This is a genomic window from Citrobacter sp. Ce104 (genome assembly GCF_030334595.1).
Taxonomy (GTDB): domain Bacteria; phylum Pseudomonadota; class Gammaproteobacteria; order Enterobacterales; family Enterobacteriaceae; genus Citrobacter; species Citrobacter europaeus.
The window spans coordinates 525,467-542,806 of sequence record NZ_JAOWDP010000069.1 but is presented as its reverse complement, the minus strand read 5'-3'; the positions used below and the strand labels follow the sequence as shown (position 1 = coordinate 542,806).

The 17,340-nt window shown below is 51.2% G+C and carries 16 protein-coding genes and 1 pseudogene; 8 read left to right on the top strand and 9 right to left on the bottom strand.

Annotation, left to right across the window (positions count from 1 at the left end; all coding sequences use genetic code 11):
* The first annotated feature begins 230 nt into the window (after positions 1-230).
* Positions 231-398, top strand: coding sequence for a proline-rich small protein YnaL (gene ynaL, locus OGW16_RS25320; protein WP_087050510.1), 168 nt, complete (start codon positions 231-233; stop codon positions 396-398).
* A gap of 28 nt (positions 399-426) precedes the next feature.
* Positions 427-1,800, top strand: a complete 1,374-nt coding sequence (dbpA, locus tag OGW16_RS25315) for an ATP-dependent RNA helicase DbpA (protein WP_043016204.1) — start codon at positions 427-429, stop codon at positions 1,798-1,800.
* Positions 1,801-1,878: 78 nt separating this feature from the next.
* Here the strand turns inward: dbpA and ttcA are convergent, their stop codons facing one another.
* From ttcA to nifJ, 7 genes and pseudogenes are all read right to left on the bottom strand, one after another.
* Positions 1,879-2,814, bottom strand: a complete 936-nt coding sequence (ttcA, locus tag OGW16_RS25310; protein ID WP_043016205.1) for a tRNA 2-thiocytidine(32) synthetase TtcA — start codon at positions 2,812-2,814, stop codon at positions 1,879-1,881.
* Between the two features lie 49 nt (positions 2,815-2,863).
* Positions 2,864-3,133 (bottom strand): annotated as a pseudogene (locus OGW16_RS25305) (tyrosine-type recombinase/integrase); the annotation flags it as partial.
* Positions 3,134-3,447: 314 nt separating this feature from the next.
* Positions 3,448-3,690: a DinI family protein gene (locus OGW16_RS25300; protein WP_003840850.1), complete on the bottom strand. Its 243-nt coding sequence runs from the start codon at positions 3,688-3,690 to the stop codon at positions 3,448-3,450.
* A 186-nt stretch (positions 3,691-3,876) separates the two neighbouring features.
* A complete protein-coding gene (gene uspF / locus OGW16_RS25295) occupies positions 3,877-4,311 on the bottom strand; it encodes a universal stress protein UspF (protein ID WP_043016207.1) in 435 nt (144 codons plus the stop codon).
* 81 nt (positions 4,312-4,392) lie between these two features.
* Positions 4,393-4,605, bottom strand: a complete 213-nt coding sequence (locus OGW16_RS25290; RefSeq protein WP_043016208.1) for a KTSC domain-containing protein — start codon at positions 4,603-4,605, stop codon at positions 4,393-4,395.
* A 145-nt stretch (positions 4,606-4,750) separates the two neighbouring features.
* Positions 4,751-5,893 carry a porin OmpC gene (ompC, locus tag OGW16_RS25285; protein ID WP_087050514.1) on the bottom strand — a complete coding sequence of 381 codons (1,143 nt, stop codon included), beginning with the start codon at positions 5,891-5,893 and terminating at the stop codon, positions 4,751-4,753.
* Positions 5,894-6,259: 366 nt separating this feature from the next.
* The gene (gene nifJ / locus OGW16_RS25280) at positions 6,260-9,784 is read right to left on the bottom strand and encodes a pyruvate:ferredoxin (flavodoxin) oxidoreductase (protein ID WP_043016210.1); all 3,525 of its coding nucleotides are present in this window, start codon (positions 9,782-9,784) and stop codon (positions 6,260-6,262) included.
* 274 nt (positions 9,785-10,058) lie between these two features.
* Here nifJ and OGW16_RS25275 point away from each other — a divergent pair, with 274 nt between their 5' ends.
* Positions 10,059-10,325: a putative hemolysin gene (locus tag OGW16_RS25275; protein ID WP_045442854.1), complete on the top strand. Its 267-nt coding sequence runs from the start codon at positions 10,059-10,061 to the stop codon at positions 10,323-10,325.
* A gap of 13 nt (positions 10,326-10,338) precedes the next feature.
* Here OGW16_RS25275 and hslJ read toward each other — a convergent pair whose 3' ends face one another.
* Positions 10,339-10,758 carry a heat shock protein HslJ gene (gene hslJ, locus OGW16_RS25270; RefSeq protein ID WP_047411022.1) on the bottom strand — a complete coding sequence of 140 codons (420 nt, stop codon included), beginning with the start codon at positions 10,756-10,758 and terminating at the stop codon, positions 10,339-10,341.
* Positions 10,759-10,869: 111 nt separating this feature from the next.
* Entirely contained in the window at positions 10,870-11,859 is a 990-nt protein-coding gene (locus tag OGW16_RS25265) for a 2-hydroxyacid dehydrogenase (RefSeq protein ID WP_003833196.1), read from the bottom strand.
* A gap of 690 nt (positions 11,860-12,549) precedes the next feature.
* On the opposite strand from OGW16_RS25265, the gene OGW16_RS25260 reads away from it, so the two are divergent.
* From OGW16_RS25260 to OGW16_RS25240, 5 genes are all read left to right on the top strand, one after another.
* Positions 12,550-15,189 (top strand): YdbH family protein, encoded by a 2,640-nt coding sequence (locus OGW16_RS25260; protein ID WP_286519243.1) that lies wholly within the window; start codon positions 12,550-12,552, stop codon positions 15,187-15,189.
* A complete protein-coding gene (locus OGW16_RS25255; RefSeq protein ID WP_003020350.1) occupies positions 15,186-15,377 on the top strand; it encodes a YnbE family lipoprotein in 192 nt (63 codons plus the stop codon). The genes OGW16_RS25260 and OGW16_RS25255 overlap by 4 nt, the downstream gene beginning before the upstream one ends.
* A gap of 7 nt (positions 15,378-15,384) precedes the next feature.
* Positions 15,385-15,708, top strand: a complete 324-nt coding sequence (locus OGW16_RS25250) for a YdbL family probable chaperone protein (RefSeq protein ID WP_043016213.1) — start codon at positions 15,385-15,387, stop codon at positions 15,706-15,708.
* A gap of 112 nt (positions 15,709-15,820) precedes the next feature.
* Positions 15,821-16,426, top strand: coding sequence for a CDP-alcohol phosphatidyltransferase family protein (locus OGW16_RS25245; protein WP_075146222.1), 606 nt, complete (start codon positions 15,821-15,823; stop codon positions 16,424-16,426).
* Positions 16,423-17,340, top strand: a complete 918-nt coding sequence (locus OGW16_RS25240; RefSeq protein WP_043016215.1) for a phosphatidate cytidylyltransferase — start codon at positions 16,423-16,425, stop codon at positions 17,338-17,340. The genes OGW16_RS25245 and OGW16_RS25240 overlap by 4 nt, the downstream gene beginning before the upstream one ends.

Below are 17,340 nucleotides of genomic sequence, written 5' to 3'. Positions count from 1 at the left end.
TTTGAGCGAGGTCAATAAACCATCTACCTATTCGGGGCAATATCTCTCTCGCAGGTGAATGCAACGTCAAGCGATGGGCGTTGCGCTCCATATTGTCTTACTTCCTTTTTTGAATTACTGCATAGCACAATTGATTCGTACGACGCCGACTTAGATTAGTCGGCTTTTTTTTGCCTGCATGAAATCAGCGTCTACCCTAAAAGAGTCAACCTGAATGACTGGAGGGGTATATGACCTGTCTGATTGCAACGTCGCACACTGATTCGCTACCGACTGACCCGGTTCCCATTCCCGATCCCATTCCTCGTCCGCAGCCCATGCCGGATCCGCCGCCGGATGAAGAGCCGATTAAATTGTCGCATCGCGGGCGCAGATCTGCGAGGATACGCGCCTGCTGAATGTGAGTTTTTACCGCGAGATTAAATTGTGACCGCTTTTTCAACCCTGAATGTTTTACCTGCTGCCCAACTCGAGAATCTTAACGAGCTGGGATATCTTGAAATGACGCCTGTTCAGGCTGCTGCGTTACCGGCAATCCTGGCGGGGAAAGATGTTCGCGTGCAGGCTAAAACCGGCAGTGGCAAAACGGCGGCTTTTGGTCTTGGATTGCTACAGCACATCGATGCCGCGCTATTTCAAACGCAGTCGCTGGTACTGTGCCCAACGCGCGAGCTTGCCGACCAGGTTGCGGGTGAGCTGCGTCGCTTAGCGCGTTTTCTGCCAAACACCAAGATCTTAACGTTGTGCGGTGGGCAACCCTTTGGCGCACAGCGCGACTCCCTGCAGCATGCGCCACATATTATTGTCGCCACGCCGGGGCGTTTACTCGACCACCTGCAAAAAGGCACGGTTTCTTTAGACGCCCTGAATACGCTGGTTATGGATGAAGCCGACCGCATGCTGGATATGGGCTTTAGCGATGCGATTGATGATGTTATTCGCTTTGCGCCAGCATCTCGTCAGACCCTACTGTTTTCGGCAACCTGGCCGGAAGCTATTGCCGCCATTAGCGGCCGGGTGCAGAGAAATCCATTAACGATCGAAATTGATACGGTTGATGCGCTGCCGGCGATTGAACAGCAGTTTTTCGAAACCTCCAGCCACGGAAAAATTCCACTACTGCAAAAATTACTCAGTCAGCATCAGCCTGCCTCTTGCGTGGTTTTTTGTAATACCAAAAAAGATTGTCAGGCCGTGTGTGACGCACTGAATGCGGCGGGGCAAAGCGCACTTTCACTGCATGGCGATCTTGAGCAGCGCGATCGCGATCAGACGCTGGTACGTTTTGCCAACGGCAGTGCGCGCGTACTGGTTGCCACCGATGTGGCCGCGCGTGGTCTGGATATTAAATCACTTGAGCTGGTGGTGAACTTCGAACTGGCATGGGATCCGGAAGTCCACGTCCATCGTATCGGACGTACTGCGCGTGCCGGCAACAGCGGTCTGGCGATTAGCTTCTGTGCTCCGGAAGAAGCGCAGCGGGCCAACATTCTTTCTGAAATGCTGCAACTGAAGCTGAACTGGCTGCCTGCGCCGGCTAACGGCTCAATCCTGCCGCTGGAAGCCGAGATGGCGACGTTATGCATTGATGGCGGTAAAAAGGCCAAAATGCGTCCCGGCGATGTTCTCGGCGCGCTGACCGGCGATATTGGTCTGGATGGCGCCGACATCGGCAAAATTGCCGTTCATCCGGCGCACGTCTATGTCGCCGTTCGCCAGACTGTAGCGCATAAGGCGTGGAAGCAATTGCAAAACGGTAAGATTAAAGGCAAGACTTGCCGGGTTCGGTTATTGAAATAACTGCCCGTTGGGGCGCCTGATGGCGCTCCGCTTATCAGGCCTACAGGCGTTTGTACGCATTGTAGGCCTGACAGACGCTTACTTCACTTCCACCACGTTCAGACGCAGCTCATCCAGTTGAGCATCTTCTTCTTCTGGCTGCCAGCCCGCAGGCTGCAGCGGGATCTCTTCACGATCGAACGCTAAGTCACCACCGTCAACAACCTCTGAACCGTGCTTAATACCTTTAAAGTCGAACAGATTGATATCGCTCAGATGTGAAGGCACAACGTTCTGCATCGCGCTGAACATGGTTTCAATCCGGCCAGGATAGCGTTTATCCCAGTCGCGCAGCATATCGGCGATGACCTGACGCTGCAGGTTAGGCTGTGAGCCGCACAGGTTACACGGAATAATCGGGAAACCTTTTGCTTCGGAGAAACGCTCGATATCTTTCTCACGGCAGTAAGCCAGCGGACGGATGACGATATGCTTGCCGTCATCGCTCATCAACTTCGGCGGCATGCCTTTCATTTTCCCGCCGTAGAACATGTTTAAGAACAGCGTTTGCAGGATGTCGTCGCGATGGTGGCCGAGCGCAATTTTGGTGGCGCCTAATTCAGTTGCCGTGCGATACAGAATGCCGCGACGCAGGCGAGAGCAGAGTGAGCAGGTCGTTTTACCTTCAGGGATTTTATCTTTGACGATCCCGTAGGTGTTTTCTTCGACAATCTTATATTCAACGCCCAGATTTTCCAGATACTCCGGCAGAATGTGCTCCGGGAAACCGGGTTGTTTCTGATCGAGGTTAACCGCAACTAAGGAAAAACTGATCGGGGCGCTTTGCTGCAAATTACGCAGGATCTCCAGCATCGTGTAGCTGTCTTTCCCGCCGGAAAGACACACCATAATGCGATCGCCGTCTTCGATCATATTGAAGTCGGCAATGGCTTCCCCGACGTTACGACGCAGACGTTTTTGTAATTTGTTCAGGTTGTATTGTTCTTTCTTTGTAACTTGTTGATTATCTTGCATTCTTACCGTTCTCAAAAACCAAAGGGGCATAATAAGGGGTAAACTTCCATCACAGGGCTGGTTTGTTATTCAACACCGCAACCCGATCGCCATTCATTTCTTTAATCCATGTACTGTAGACTTCGGACACTATTTGCGCGTTTTTATGCCCCATCTGATTAGCTATAAATGATGGGTTTGCTCTAGCCGATAACAGCCAGCAGGCAAAAGCATGCCGCGTATGGTACGGATTACGGCGACGAATACCAGCACGTTTTACAGCTGCGTTCCATCTGGCGCTGATGCTACTCATAGAGTAGTAAGGTTTTTGCTTTCCGTGACCAGACCAGAATGAACAGGGAACCGCATAATTGAATAAAGGTGCGTGGCCCCGGGCGGGAAGTAATTAATCAACTGAAGGCGGATGTTGAAGCGCTGAAGATATTCGTGGAACCGCTCACTGCCAGATAATTTATTTCTGAACGATCAACGTGTAGTGTCTGAAAGCAAAACCACAAGGTGTGGTGAACTGCCGCAACCATACCGTATGCAAGAGCATGGCTGCGGCCAACTGGCAAACATCCGATAGTGCGAGTATTGAATGATTGCCAGTCACAGCGGATTGTACTTAAGCAATATGACGGTTCAAGGCGTTTAATCTGAAACCAGCCACATATCAGCCTCTTCAAACATTTCCTGCACCGTTCGGCTTATCTGTTCTTTCTCATGCTTGCTGGCGTCAGTATTGATCGCCGGCAGTGTCATCATCGGTTTAACCCGAACATCAGCATCGGGGAAGATCCGGTGAACCCTCTTAGTTAACTCGCCCAGAATGATATCTTTTGCACCGGGCAGACCATCAAAATTCCTTTTGTCATAAACGAGTTCCACGAACATTGCTTATCGCTCTTTTTGCTGGATATATATACAGTATTTATACTCTGTTTTTATCCGGGTTTCAAGAGAGGGCGTAATGATGTCACGACATAGCGATACTGAAATGGCCTTGTATGCTTCGATCAGGAATCGTGGGGAAAATGAGGGCGAAACAAAAAGCCCGCAGCGATGTGCGGGCCAGACAGATTAGCGAACTACCAGTACCGAACACTCCGCATGACGCACTACGGCTGCGGCGTTAGAACCCAGCAGGTAGGTGGTGATGTCGGGTCGGTGTGAGGCAATAATGACCATATCAGCCGGTAATTTTTTAGCGATCTCCAGAATCTTGTCTTTCGGTGCACCTTCTGCAACATGAACGTGCATTCTGTCCGTTGGGATATTGAACTTCTTGATAATCTCTTCCAGTTGAGATTTCGCTTCGGCTTTCAGATCCTCCATGGCCGGTAACTCTGCCGAGTAGGCCAGTCCCAGAGAAGCATAATAGGGCAGTGACGGAATGACGGTCAAAAAATGGACCTGTGCATCGTCAATTTTTGCCTCTGCTTCAACATGGGCGATAACGCGTTGAGTTAATTCTGAGTCTGAAATATCGATGGGTACAAGAATCGTTCTGTTCATAAAACCTCCTGTTTAAGCATCCTCTTAAAGCTTACCGCGTAATGGCACTTTATGTACAATGACAACGATCACATTTTGGCATCACTTTATTTTAATTTCAGGAAACTTTCCTTTTATTACTCCATCGTAAAATCGACCTTTAGAAACGACGCTGAGGAAATCACGAAAAATACGGGCAGGCACATGCTGATATTGCAGGGTCGCCAATTGGTGAAAGCGAATTTCTAGCGTACGGGAGGATTCGTCATAGCCGACGGATGCAATACGGGATGATTTTACAGGATGATGATTCATTGCAGGTATCCTCTACTACCGGTCTTAATGCAAGATATCATCTATCAGAGAAGTGTTTTAGCGCAACAGATATAATGTTTTGATCTGAATAAAACAGAATTGTTAGAACATAAAGAGAGCCCGCTGTTGCCAGCGGGCTGAGGGATTAGAACTGGTAAACCAGACCTACTGCGACTACGTCATCAGTAGAGATGCCAGTATCTTTGTAGAACTGATCATCTTCGTCCAACAGGTTGATTTTGTAATCAACATAGGTGGACATGTTTTTGTTGAAGTAGTAGGTAGCGCCGATATCAGCATATTTAACCAGATCTTTATCCTGACCAGCGTTGCCGTTGTATGTCAGGTCCTTACCTTTAGACATCAGGAAGGACACTGCCGGGCGCAGACCAAAGTCGAACTGGTACTGTGCAGTCACTTCAAAGTTCTGGGTTTTGTTTGCAACACCGCCCTGATCAGTATTCGCCATTGAACCATACGGAGTCATGTTACGGGTTTCGGAATACATGGTTGCCAGGTAGATGTTGTTGGCGTCGTATTTCAGACCAGTAGTCCATGCGTCAGCTTTATCGCCGCCAGCAACTGTACCGCCAGCAGTAGTCTGCTCGTTAGTACGGTCAGAAGTGGTGTACGCCGCACCGAAGCTTACGCCCATACCCAGATCGTAGGTAGAGGAGATACCGAAACCGTCACCGTTAGAGTTCTGGACGTTGCGGTCACTACCGTTACCGGTGCCTTCTTGTTCATCACCTGCTTGTTCGTTCGCGCCCTGATATTGCAGTGCAAAGTTCAGACCGTTCACCATACCGAAGAAGTCAGTGTTACGGTAGGTTGCTACGCCGTTCGCACGGCCGGTCATGAAGTTATCTGCTTTGGTGTAAGAGTCGCCACCGAATTCTGGCAGCATATCGGTCCAGCCTTCAACGTCGTACAGTACGCCATAGTTACGACCATAGTCGAATGAGCCGTAGTCGCCGAATTTCAGACCGGCAAATGCCAGACGAGTAAAGTTGTTGTTACGGTTGCCTTCAGTGGTGTTGGCATTAACCTGATATTCCCACTGGCCATAACCGGTGAGCATATCGTTAATCTGAGTTTCGCCTTTGAAACCGCCACGAACATAAGTCTGATCGCCATCGCTGTTAGCGTCATCAGAGAAATAACGCAGGCCGTCTACTTTGCCATAGAGATCTAATTTGTTGCCGTCTTTATTATAAACTTCAGCCGCGTGAGCAGCGCCTGCAGCCAGCAGGGCAGGAATTACGAGAGCCAGTACTTTTCTGTTCATTGAAATAATCCTTTAGTTTTTTTATTAACCTGTGACTACCCATGTAGGGAGTAAAAGCATGCTAAAGGAGAAGTTCCGTAAAGAGATAAATATGAATTGTTACGCCTTAAGTAAAACCTTAAATAAATAATTCTACGGAAATGATGATAATTGCGATGAATGTGTTGTATGGAAATATATAAAATAAAAATTATACAAGTGAATTGTGTTGGGCTATTCTGCGCGTGTTATATGCCTTTATTGTCACGTTTTATTTTTCGTTGACCTATTGATAGCTATTATTAATTAGCCAGCGAATAAATTGACAAGCCCGAACGACTGTTCGGGCTTTTTTTTTGGTTCCAGGTTAATACTGAGATAAACGTATTACTCAGTACCGCTCTTTTCCGCTTTTCCTGCCAGTTGGGCCAGGAAGTCGTAACGCTTTTGCAGATCGGCGGCGGCGTCTTTCCACAGCTGTTCAGCCACTTCTGGCTGTTGAGCATTCAGACGACGGAAGCGCTGCTCGTTAAGCAATGTCTCGGCCAGGGCGTCCGACGGTGGGCGAGAGTCCAACGCCAGCGGCAGTTTGCCTTCGTCTGCGCGACGTGGATCGAAGCGGTACAGCGGCCAGAATCCGGTCGCCGTGAGCTGACGCATCTGATCGTGGCTTAGTGCGAGATCGTAACCGTGCTCCTCGCATGGGCTATAGGCGATAATCAGTGACGGCCCGGGATAGGCTTCCGCTTCCTGAATAGCTTTCACCGTCTGGTTCAACTGAGCGCCCAGAGAAATCTGTGCAACATACACGTGACCGTACATCATCATGCTGACGCCAAGATCTTTGCGAGCCTTGCGTTTGCCATGCTCACCAAATTTAGTGACGGCTCCGAGCGGTGTGGCTTTCGACGCTTGCCCACCTGTGTTGGAGTAACACTGAGTATCCAGCACCAGAATATTGACGTTCTCGGTCAGGCTCAGGACGTGATCCAGGCCGCCAAAACCAATATCGTAAGCCCAGCCATCACCGCCAATCAACCAGATAGATTTCTCGACCAGCGCGTCGGCATCGGTTAACAACTGCTGTGCGCCTTCGACATCCTTCAGGTGCTGGCGCAGTGCTGCAACTTGCTCACGACGTACCTCTGGCGTGGCTTCAGCGTGCAGGGCGTCATTCAGTTCAGCCGGAATGCTATCGGCAAACTGTTCCAGCAAACGCATGACGCGCACACGATGCTGATCCACCGTCAGACGGAAGCCCAGACCAAACTCGGCGTTATCCTCAAACAGTGAGTTTGCCCATGCAGGTCCGCGACCATTGGCGTCGGTGGTATACGGCGTTGAGGGCAGGTTACCGCCATAAATTGATGAACACCCGGTCGCATTGGCGATCAGCATGCGGTCGCCGTACAACTGCGTGAGCAGTTTGATATACGGCGTTTCACCGCAGCCAGAGCAGGCGCCAGAATATTCAAACAGTGGAGTGATCAACTGCGAGGTACGAATATCAATACGCTCCAGCTTCGTGCGATCGATTTCCGGCAGATTGAGGAAGTAGTCATAGTTAACTTTTTCCTCTTCAACATGCTCAAGGCGCGACATCATATTGATGGCCTTGATCTCCGGGTTCTGGCGATCTTTCGCCGGGCACACTTCAACGCACAGGTTACAGCCGGTGCAATCCTCTGGCGCAACCTGCAGGACATATTTCTGACCGCGCATATCGCGTGATTTCACATCCAGAGAATGCAGGCTGGCAGGGGCGTTTTCCATCGCTTCTGGTGAAACCACTTTGGCACGGATAGCCGAGTGCGGGCAGGCGGCAACGCAGTGGTTACACTGAGTACACAGCTCTTCTTTCCAGATGGGGATCTCTTCTGCAATATTGCGTTTTTCCCAACGCGTGGTGCCCATCGGCCAGGTGCCGTCTGGCGGCAGTGCTGAAACGGGGAGGGCATCGCCGAGACCGGCGAGCATCGCCGCGGTGACGGTTTTCACGAAATCAGGTGCGGCATCAGAAACCACCGGTGGGCGGTTGGCGCTATGCGGATCAACGGGCTGGAGCGCCACTTCGGCGACGGATTCACGCGCCAGGGCCAGCGCCTGCCAGTTACGTTCCACCAGATCCTGTCCTTTACTGCTGTAGCTTTTCGCAATCGCACCCTGCAATTCGATCAACGCGCTGTCGCCGGGTAAGATTTGCGTCAGATGGAAGAACGCCATCTGCATAACGGTGTTAATACGCGCAGCCAGGCCGCACTCGCGGGCAATTTTGGCGGCATTAATGACGTAGAAACGGGCTTTCTTTTGATTCAGTACAGCCTGAACTTCCTGCGGCAAACGCGACCAGACTTCATCCACGTTATACGGGGTATTAAGCAGGAAGATACCGCCTGGTTTCAGGCGCTCGGCCATTTGATACTTATCGATAAATTGCAACTGGTGACAGCCAACAAAATCGGCTTGCGACACCAGATATGCTGAGCGAATAGGTTGCTCACTAACGCGCAGGTGAGAAACCGTCAGGCCGCCTGCTTTTTTCGAATCATAGACGAAATAACCCTGCGCATACCACGGCGTAGAGTTACCGATAATCTTGATGTTGTTTTTGGTAGCCGACACGCTACCGTCGCTGCCCAGCCCGTAAAACAGCGCTTCGAGCTTAGCGCTACCGGGTAGCGTGTTTTCTGGCAGCGGTAGCGACAGGTTAGTGACATCATCATAGATCCCGACCGTAAAGCGAGGCTTCGGCCTGGCGTTACTCAGCTCATTAAAGACCGCCATGACGCAGTCCGGGCCAAACTCTTTGGAGGAAAGGCCATAACGCCCGCCAATCACGCGCGGTAGCGTTTCTCGCTCGCCGCAGTTAAAGGCTTCCGCCAGCGCGGTCATCACATCCAGATACAACGGTTCAGCCTGCGCGCCAGGCTCTTTGGTGCGATCCAGGACGGCAATACTCCGTACCGTTTCCGGCAGGGCGCGTAGCAAATGTCTGGCAGAGAATGGGCGGAACAAACGCACTTTCAGAACGCCCACTTTCTCGCCGCGCGCCAGCAGCTCTTCAACGACTTCTTCACTGGTGCCAATTGCCGAGCCCATCAGAATAATGACGCGTTCTGCCTGCGGATGGCCGTAATATTCAAATGGCTGGTACTGGCGACCCGTCGCAGCGGCGAAGTCGTTCATTGCCTGCTCGACGTGATCGTAAACCGCGTTGTACCACGGGTTAGTTGCTTCGCGTGACTGGAAGTAGGTGTCAGGGTTCGCAGACGTACCGCGAATAACCGGATGCTCAGGATTAAGTGCGCGGGCACGGTGAGCATCGATTTCCGCCTGCGGCATCAGTCCGAGGATCGTGTCATCGGCCAGCGGCACTATTTTATTAATTTCATGCGAAGTACGGAAACCATCAAAGAAATGAATAAACGGGACCCGGCTTTTGAGGGTGGCCATTTGCGAAATTAGCGCAAAGTCCTGTGCTTCCTGGACGCTGCTGGCACACAGCATTGCGCATCCCGTCTGGCGCACCGCCATCACGTCAGAATGATCGCCAAAGATCGATAATGCGTGAGTGGCTATCGTACGTGCCGCAACGTGCAGTACAAACGGGGTCAATTGACCGGCCAGTTTGTACAGCGTCGGGATCATCAGCAGCAGGCCCTGCGATGAGGTGAACGACGTAGAGAGCGCACCGGTCTGCAATGCGCCATGAACGGTCGCTATCGCACCGCCTTCCGACTGCATTTCCACGACGCGAGGAGTATCCCCCCACACGTTTTTAAGCCCGTTCCCGGCCCAGGCATCTGCCTGTTCAGCCATAGTCGAACTTGGCGTAATTGGGTAGATGGCGATAACCTCGCTAGTACGAAATGCGACTGAAGCAACCGCACCATTACCGTCAATTGTGATCATACTGACACCCTTACATTGCGCAAAAAGAGGGACACGCGTAACAGCGGCGAGTCCTGTAATTATCTTTCTATTTTAGCAAAAGCCGTTCAGACAGATTTTCGCTTTTGTGTCCCTGGAATTAACAGAATGAATGGTTTGATCAAAGGAGCAGGCAAAAAATTGCCAGAAAATGTAAACAACGCGCATAAATGCGCATATTGCCTCTCGACGGCGGTGTTTCCGCTGCCTATTATTTATGGCTGTGTCGTTTGGTTAATATTCAGAGGGGAGTAAGATGCGCGCAGCGTTTTGGGTAGGGTGTGCCGCGTTATTATTATCGGCTTGTAGCAGTGAACCTGTTCAGCAGGCAACCGCCGCGCATGTCGCACCGGGGATGAGGGCTGCAATGTCCAGTTCTGGAGAAGCTAATTGCGCCATGATTGGTGGTTCGCTCTCCGTTGCCCGTCAACTGGATGGTTCAGCTATCGGAATGTGTGCGTTACCCAACGGCAAACGCTGTAGTGAGCAGTCGCTTGCCGCCGGAAGCTGTGGCAACTATTAAGCCAGCGCGTTTCTTACATTAAGTCCGCGAGTTTATACGTCAGCGTTTGTTCTGCTGTCGCCAGCGTTAACTGGTCAGCAGTCAGATCAACCTGTGCGCCTTGCTTGAACATTTCGCTGACGATCCCGTCGAGCGCGTTAAGCTGTGGATCGGCGCACATCATGCGGGTCATCGCCATATCTTTTACCTTCAACTCGCCGTCGGACAGTTTGCCCTGACCGTGGAATTGATTACACATCTTTCCCGACACCGTCATGTTTTCACCAAAACTCAATTCGGGCGGGTTATTAGCGACGGTGACGGCCTTACCATTCACGCTCTGTAAAACGAAGCGGTGATGCTGCAACTGATCGCGATTGACGGAAACTTTTCCATTGCTCACACAGCCAGCCATCAGCATGCTGAGCGCAATCAACGTGACAACTTTCTTCATTAAATTTCTCTACGTTTGTGACGGGATACATTCAATATAATAATGATACTGAATGTTTTATCATCGGTGATTGTCTGAAAATGCCCCCCTGAAGTCAGGGGAGCACTGGGATTAAAAGAGGGCGTTTGGACAGGTTTCGCCTTTGGAGATTTGCGCCAGATTTTGCAGCGTAGTCTCAGAAATACTGGTCAATGCTTCGGCGGTCAGGAAGGCCTGATGACCGGTAAACAGCACGTTATGACAGGCCGACAGACGACGGAACACATCATCCTGAATCACGTCATTGGATTTATCTTCAAAGAACAGATCGCGTTCGTTTTCATACACGTCCATACCCAGAGAACCAATTTTCTGGTTTTTCAGCGCATCGATAGCGGCTTGCGAATCGATCAACGCGCCGCGGCTGGTGTTAATCACCATCACGCCATTTTTCATTTGCTCAAAGGCTTCGTGATTGAGCAGATGATAATTCTCCGGCGTTAACGGACAGTGCAGGGAGATGACATCGGACTCTGCGAACAGAGTTTTAAGATCGACATATTCAACGCCTAACTCCAGCGCAGCAGCGCTCGGGTAAGGATCGAACGCCAGCAGACGCATACCAAAACCTTTCAGGATACGCAGCGCAGCAATCCCGATTTTACCGGTACCGATCACCCCGGCTGTTTTGCCATACATGGTAAAGCCGGTCAGGCCCTCAAGAGAGAAGTTGGCATCACGGGTACGCTGATAGGCGCGGTGAATACGGCGATTCAGCGTCATCATCATGCCAATCGCATGCTCAGCGACGGCTTCAGGTGAATAGGCCGGTACACGTACGACCTGCAGACCCAGCTCTTTTGCCGCGTCGAGATCGACGTTATTAAACCCGGCGCAACGCAGCGCGATATATTTCACGCCATGCTTTTTCAGCTCTTCCAGAACAGGGCGACTGCCATCGTCGTTGACGAAAATGCATACGGCTTCACAGCCATGGGCAGTCTTCGCTGTTTTTTCCGTCAACAGAAAGTCAAAGAATTCAAGTTCAAAACCAAAAGCCTCGTTAACCTGCTGCAGATACTTCTTGTCGTACTGTTTTGTACTATAGATGGCGAGTTTCATAAGACTTTCTCCAGTGATTTTGAGGTCACATTAATCCAATTCAAATTATTTTACAAAATCTAAAAAGTTATTGATAGTCATAGGCGTAATGAATAATTTCAGCGCATCTGTTGTTAGTGTGGGCAGGTTACTCAATTTCAACAACCGGATATTTTTCCATCCAACTCAACCCCCAGATATCGCCGCAGATAAAAAGCCAGCCGAATCACATCCGGAAGGCTACGCTTATACAGGTAGCAAATATCGGGAGGGGTCATGTTAACTCACTCTGAAGCAAAACGATGGGCCACCTTAATGCTCAAGGCGGCATTATGCGATGGTATGAAACCTGATGAGATTTCCCGGCAGGTACATCTGGTCTGCGATCATCACGGTAGGGAGTGCCTCGAAGAACTTATCGAGGAAATTCTGATCGAAGCAGGTCGTATAGGACCTAAACATAGCGATGGACAACTGAGGCCTCATTGAGTCTGAATCTTACTATTCCCGACGGCACGTGTAACAGCGTGCCATATAATATAATGATTTATCTCATTGAATTAAATGGTTTTTTACTGGTTCTCTTTCATTCATTAACTCTGCGTATACTTCATGGGAATTTATTCTTAATGTGGGCATATCCTGTTAAACATGCCACAATACTGGCCTAAACCGGCTTAAATTTTCGCTAAATCAGGATATTAACTACCCATGAAGGGTAAATATAAAGCCGTTCTGGCACTCCTCTTATTATTAATTCTCGTGCCGCTGACGCTGGTAATGACGCTTGGCCTGTGGGTTCCTACGCTGGTCGGCATCTGGTTACCGGTTGGCACGCGTATCGCGCTGGATGAGAGTCCACGGCTGACACGGCATGGGCTGCATATTCCGGAACTCCGCTATCTGGTCGATGATTGCCCGCTAGCGCGCATTACTCAGGCGGATCTTTCCCATCCCAGTCGTTGGTTGCTCAATGTCGGGGCTGTGGAGCTGGATTCGGCTTGCCTGGCCAGGTTGCCGCAGACAGAATCATCCCCGGTAGCGCCCAAAACGTTGGCAGAATGGCAATCTATGCTGCCTAATACCTGGATTAACATCGACAAAGTCATTCTCTCTCCCTGGCAGGAATGGCAGGGAAAACTGTCGCTCTCGCTAACTCCCTCTAGCCAGCAACTGCGCTACCAGGGTGAAAAGGTTAAATTCCAGGGGAGCCTGCATGGGCAAAATCTCACTGTAAATGAGCTGGATATCGCCGCATTTGAAGGGCAGCCGCCGATAAAACTGGTCGGTGAATTTACCATGCCGCTGGTTCCCGATGGATTACCGGTGAGCGGTCATGCGGTTGCTACTCTGAGCTTGCCGCAGGAGCCAACGCTTGTGGATGCCGAACTTGAATGGCAAGAAAACAGCGGACAACTGATCGTCATGGCGCGAAATAATGCCGATCCGCTGCTTGATCTTCCGTGGGAAATAACCCGTCAGCAGTTAACCATTAGCGACGGTCGCTGGAACTGGCCTTATCAGGGATTTCCGCTAAGCGGACGGCTGGGCATGAAAGTTGAAAACTGGCAGGCAGGGCTGGAAAATGCCGTGGTGAGCGGACGTCTGAACATACTTACTCAAGGCGATGCGGGTAAAGGAAACGCCGTATTAACGCTGGGGCCGGGCAAGTTGGGTGTGGATAGTAGCGATATGCCGTTGCAGTTGATCGGCGAGGCGAAACAGGGCGATCTCATCTTCTACGCCAGGTTACCCGCCAGACTGACTGGCAGCCTGAACGACCCGCAACTTGTTTTTGAGCCAGGGGCGCTGCTGCGTTCACGCGGACGGGTGATCGACTCGCTGGATATTGACGAAATTCGCTGGCCTTTGGCGGGCGTAAAGGTAACGCAACGCGGCGTGGATGGCCGTCTGCAGGCTATATTGCGCGCGCATGAAAACCAGATGGGCGGTTTTGAATTGCATCTGGATGGTCTGGCAAATGATTTTCTCCCCGACGCGGGTCGCTGGCAGTGGCGATATTGGGGCAAAGGCAGCTTTACGCCGATGCATGCGCGTTGGGACGTGGCGGGTAAGGGGGAATGGCATGACAATACCCTGAAGCTTTTTGATCTCTCCACCGGGTTTGATCATCTGCAATACGGCACCATGCAGGTGGAGAACCCGCGCCTGGTGATGGACGAACCCATTGTCTGGGTGCGGGATGCCAACAAACCGACGTTTAGCGGTGCGCTGTCACTGGACGCAGGGAACACCATTTTCACCGGGGGAAGTGTGTTACCACCGTCGACCCTGAAGTTCAGTGTGGAAGGCTCCGACCCGACGATTTTCCAGTATAAAGGCCAGCTCCACGCGGGGGCGATTGGCCCTGTACAGCTAAATGGTCGTTGGGACGGGATCCGACTGCGCGGACAGGCCTGGTGGCCAAAACAATCGCTCACCGTCTTTCAACCGCTCATCCCACCTGACTGGAAAATGAAGCTACGTGAAGGGGAACTGTATGCGCAGGTAGCGTTTTCAGCTGCCCCGGAACAGGGCTTTGAAGCTGGTGGTCATGGGGTATTAAAAGGCGGTAGCGCCTGGATGCCCGATAACCAAATTAATGGCGTCGATTTTGTGCTGCCTTTCCGGTTTAGCGAAGGCGCATGGCAGTTGGGTACGCGTGGGCCTATTTCACTGCGTATTGCGGAAGTGGTTAATCAGGTGACGGTGAAAAATATCGCCGCCGATCTGCAGGGGGCGTATCCCTGGAGCGAAGCTAATCCGTTACTGTTAAGCGATGTCAGCGCCGAACTGCTGGGGGGCAAAGTCATCATGCAGCAACTGCGGATGCCGCAACACGATCCTGCATTATTGCGGGTGCAGAATATCTCCTCGAGTGAGCTTATCAGCGCGGTTAACCCCAAGCAATTCGCCATGTCTGGCCCGGTCAGCGGCGCGTTGCCGTTATGGCTGGATAACGAGAAGTGGATCATTAAAGACGGATGGTTAACCAACCCGGGGCCGATGACGCTGCGTATTGATAAGGATACCGCAGATGCCGTCGTCAAAGATAATATGGCGGCGGGTGCGGCCATTAACTGGCTGCGCTATATGGAAATAAGCCATTCCTGGACGAAAATAAATCTGGATAACCTCGGCGTTTTAACCATGCAGGCAAACGTGACTGGTAATAGCCGGGTGGATGGCAAAGTGGGGACGGTTAATTTGAATTACACCCACGAGGAAAACGTCTTTACGCTCTGGCGCAGTTTGCGTTTTGGCGACAATTTACAGGCATGGCTTGAACAAAATGCAGCGCTGCCGGAACCCCATTGCCTGGAAGGCAAGGAATGTGAGGAACAACAATGAAAACGATAGCTGCCATGCTGGGTCTGCTGGCTTCATCTCTGCTGGTCGGGTGTACCCCAAGAATCGAAGTGGCTGCGCCAAAAGAGCCGATCACGATTAATATGAACGTCAAAATTGAGCATGAGATCCATATTAAAGTCGATAAAGACGTTGAGAGCTTATTAAAATCGCGCAGCGATCTGTTCTGAGGTCACAATGAAAAAAAAGCTTGTAGCGATCCTTTTGGCGTTGAGTTTTTTGAGCGGCAACGTGTGGGCATTGACCCTGAGTGAAGCCAGAACCGAGGGGCGGGTGGGCGAAACGCTTAATGGTTATCTGGTGGCATTGCAAACCGACGCAGAAACGCAGGCGCTGGTGAATGAGATTAACAAAGCGCGCAGCGCCAGCTATCAGCAACTGGCCAGGAGCAACAACATTCCGCCTGATGAAGTGGCGAAAATGGCCGGGCAAAAGCTGGTTGCTCGCGCGAAACCGGGAGAGTATGTGCAGGGTATTAATGGCAAGTGGCTGAGAAAATAATCAACGGAGTTGTAGATAGAATCCGATTTCTGTTTAATCCAAAGAAAAGTAATAGGCGGGTACTGTTAATTAATCCACTATAGTCAACACCGTAAATTATCAAGGAGTGATGATGACGCTTTATCAGATCAAGCCCGCCTTCCAGGCACTTCTGCGCCCATTAATGTTCTGGCTACATAAAAAAGGCGTCACAGCGAATCACGTTACCCTTGCCGCAATGGCGCTCTCTTTTGTGACCGGCGGCGTACTGGTGATTTTCCCCCAGCCTGAATACTTTGTTCTCCTGCCCATCGTGCTGTTTATTCGAATGGCGCTCAATGCCCTCGACGGTATGCTGGCGCGTGAATGTCACCAGCAGTCACGCCTTGGGGCCATTCTGAACGAGAGCGGGGATATTCTTTCAGATATAGCGCTTTATTTGCCGTTTATGCTGCTTCCTGACAGTAATGGATTGCTGGTTATGGTGATGCTGTTCTGTGCGGTAATGACGGAGTTTTGCGGCGTTCTGGCACAAACGATTAATGGCGTTCGCAGCTATGCCGGGCCGCTGGGGAAAAGTGACCGGGCGCTGGTATTTGGCGCATGGGGTCTGGCGCTGACTCTGTGGCCGCAGCTTGTACAGTGGAACAATGTGCTGTGGAGTGTTGCTATTCTCCTGCTGCTATGGACAGTGATTAACCGCTGTAGAAGCGCATTACGCGAAGAGGTGGCGCAATGATGATGCTGGAGAAGTCACTCGCGGTCATTTTTGCACTGCTGCTGGTTGCAACAGTGGTGAATGGATTACTGGTGTGGCGACGACCGGATAAAGACTGGCGGGAACTGACATTACGTATACGCACCTGGTGGATAATCATCGTCCTGTTTTCTCTGGCGATTTTAAGTCCGCACTGGTTGGCGCTGACCTTTTTCGCGCTGGTCAGCTTCATGGCGTTAAAGGAATTTTTAACGCTGGCGCCGTCGCGTCAGACCGATCGCATGCCGCTGCTGTGGATGTTCATTGCTATTCCAGTCAACTACTGGCTGATCGGTATTAACTGGTACGGCATGTTTGTGGTGTTTATCCCGGTCTACGCTTTTTTATTCTTACCCGTGCGAATGGTGATTGCGGGCGATACGCAGGGCTTCTTGCGCTACGCCTCGCAGCATCACTGGAGCCTGATGACCACCGTTTTTGCCTTCAGCCATGTCGCGTTTTTGCTGGTTCTGCCTGATGATGGCCAACAAACCGGCGCATTGCTGGTGCTGTTCCTGGTTGGCTTAACGGAATTCAATGATATTGCGCAGTACCTGTGGGGCAAATCGATTGGGCGCATCAAAGTGATCCCCAGAGTCAGCCCTAATAAGACACTGGCGGGACTGGTCGGCGGCGTAGCGACCACCACGCTGATGGCGGCGCTGCTTGGGCCGCTGATGACGCCGTTAAGCATTCCGTTGTCGCTGCTGGCGGGCTTTATTATCGGCATCAGTGGTTTTTGTGGCGATGTGGTGATGTCGGCAATCAAGCGCGATATCGGCGTGAAGGACAGCGGAACATTGCTGCCAGGTCATGGCGGGATCCTTGACCGACTGGATTCTCTGATCTTTACCGCGCCGGTGTTTTTCCATTTCATTCGCTACTTTTGCTATTAA

What these genes read in the sequence shown, in the direction of transcription:
- hslJ (WP_047411022.1), bottom strand. Translation starts at nt 10,758, where the DNA reads ATGAAGAAAGTTGTCACGTTGATTGCGCTCAGCATGCTGATGGCTGGC.
- OGW16_RS25260 (WP_286519243.1), top strand. Translation starts at nt 12,550, where the DNA reads ATGAAGGGTAAATATAAAGCCGTTCTGGCACTCCTCTTATTATTAATT.
- OGW16_RS25255 (WP_003020350.1), top strand. Translation starts at nt 15,186, where the DNA reads ATGAAAACGATAGCTGCCATGCTGGGTCTGCTGGCTTCATCTCTGCTG.
- OGW16_RS25250 (WP_043016213.1), top strand. Translation starts at nt 15,385, where the DNA reads ATGAAAAAAAAGCTTGTAGCGATCCTTTTGGCGTTGAGTTTTTTGAGC.
- OGW16_RS25290 (WP_043016208.1), bottom strand. Translation starts at nt 4,605, where the DNA reads ATGAATCATCATCCTGTAAAATCATCCCGTATTGCATCCGTCGGCTAT.
- OGW16_RS25275 (WP_045442854.1), top strand. Translation starts at nt 10,059, where the DNA reads ATGCGCGCAGCGTTTTGGGTAGGGTGTGCCGCGTTATTATTATCGGCT.
- ttcA (WP_043016205.1), bottom strand. Translation starts at nt 2,814, where the DNA reads ATGCAAGATAATCAACAAGTTACAAAGAAAGAACAATACAACCTGAAC.
- ompC (WP_087050514.1), bottom strand. Translation starts at nt 5,893, where the DNA reads ATGAACAGAAAAGTACTGGCTCTCGTAATTCCTGCCCTGCTGGCTGCA.
- OGW16_RS25240 (WP_043016215.1), top strand. Translation starts at nt 16,423, where the DNA reads ATGATGATGCTGGAGAAGTCACTCGCGGTCATTTTTGCACTGCTGCTG.
- uspF (WP_043016207.1), bottom strand. Translation starts at nt 4,311, where the DNA reads ATGAACAGAACGATTCTTGTACCCATCGATATTTCAGACTCAGAATTA.
- nifJ (WP_043016210.1), bottom strand. Translation starts at nt 9,784, where the DNA reads ATGATCACAATTGACGGTAATGGTGCGGTTGCTTCAGTCGCATTTCGT.
- OGW16_RS25300 (WP_003840850.1), bottom strand. Translation starts at nt 3,690, where the DNA reads ATGTTCGTGGAACTCGTTTATGACAAAAGGAATTTTGATGGTCTGCCC.
- ynaL (WP_087050510.1), top strand. Translation starts at nt 231, where the DNA reads ATGACCTGTCTGATTGCAACGTCGCACACTGATTCGCTACCGACTGAC.
- OGW16_RS25265 (WP_003833196.1), bottom strand. Translation starts at nt 11,859, where the DNA reads ATGAAACTCGCCATCTATAGTACAAAACAGTACGACAAGAAGTATCTG.
- OGW16_RS25245 (WP_075146222.1), top strand. Translation starts at nt 15,821, where the DNA reads ATGACGCTTTATCAGATCAAGCCCGCCTTCCAGGCACTTCTGCGCCCA.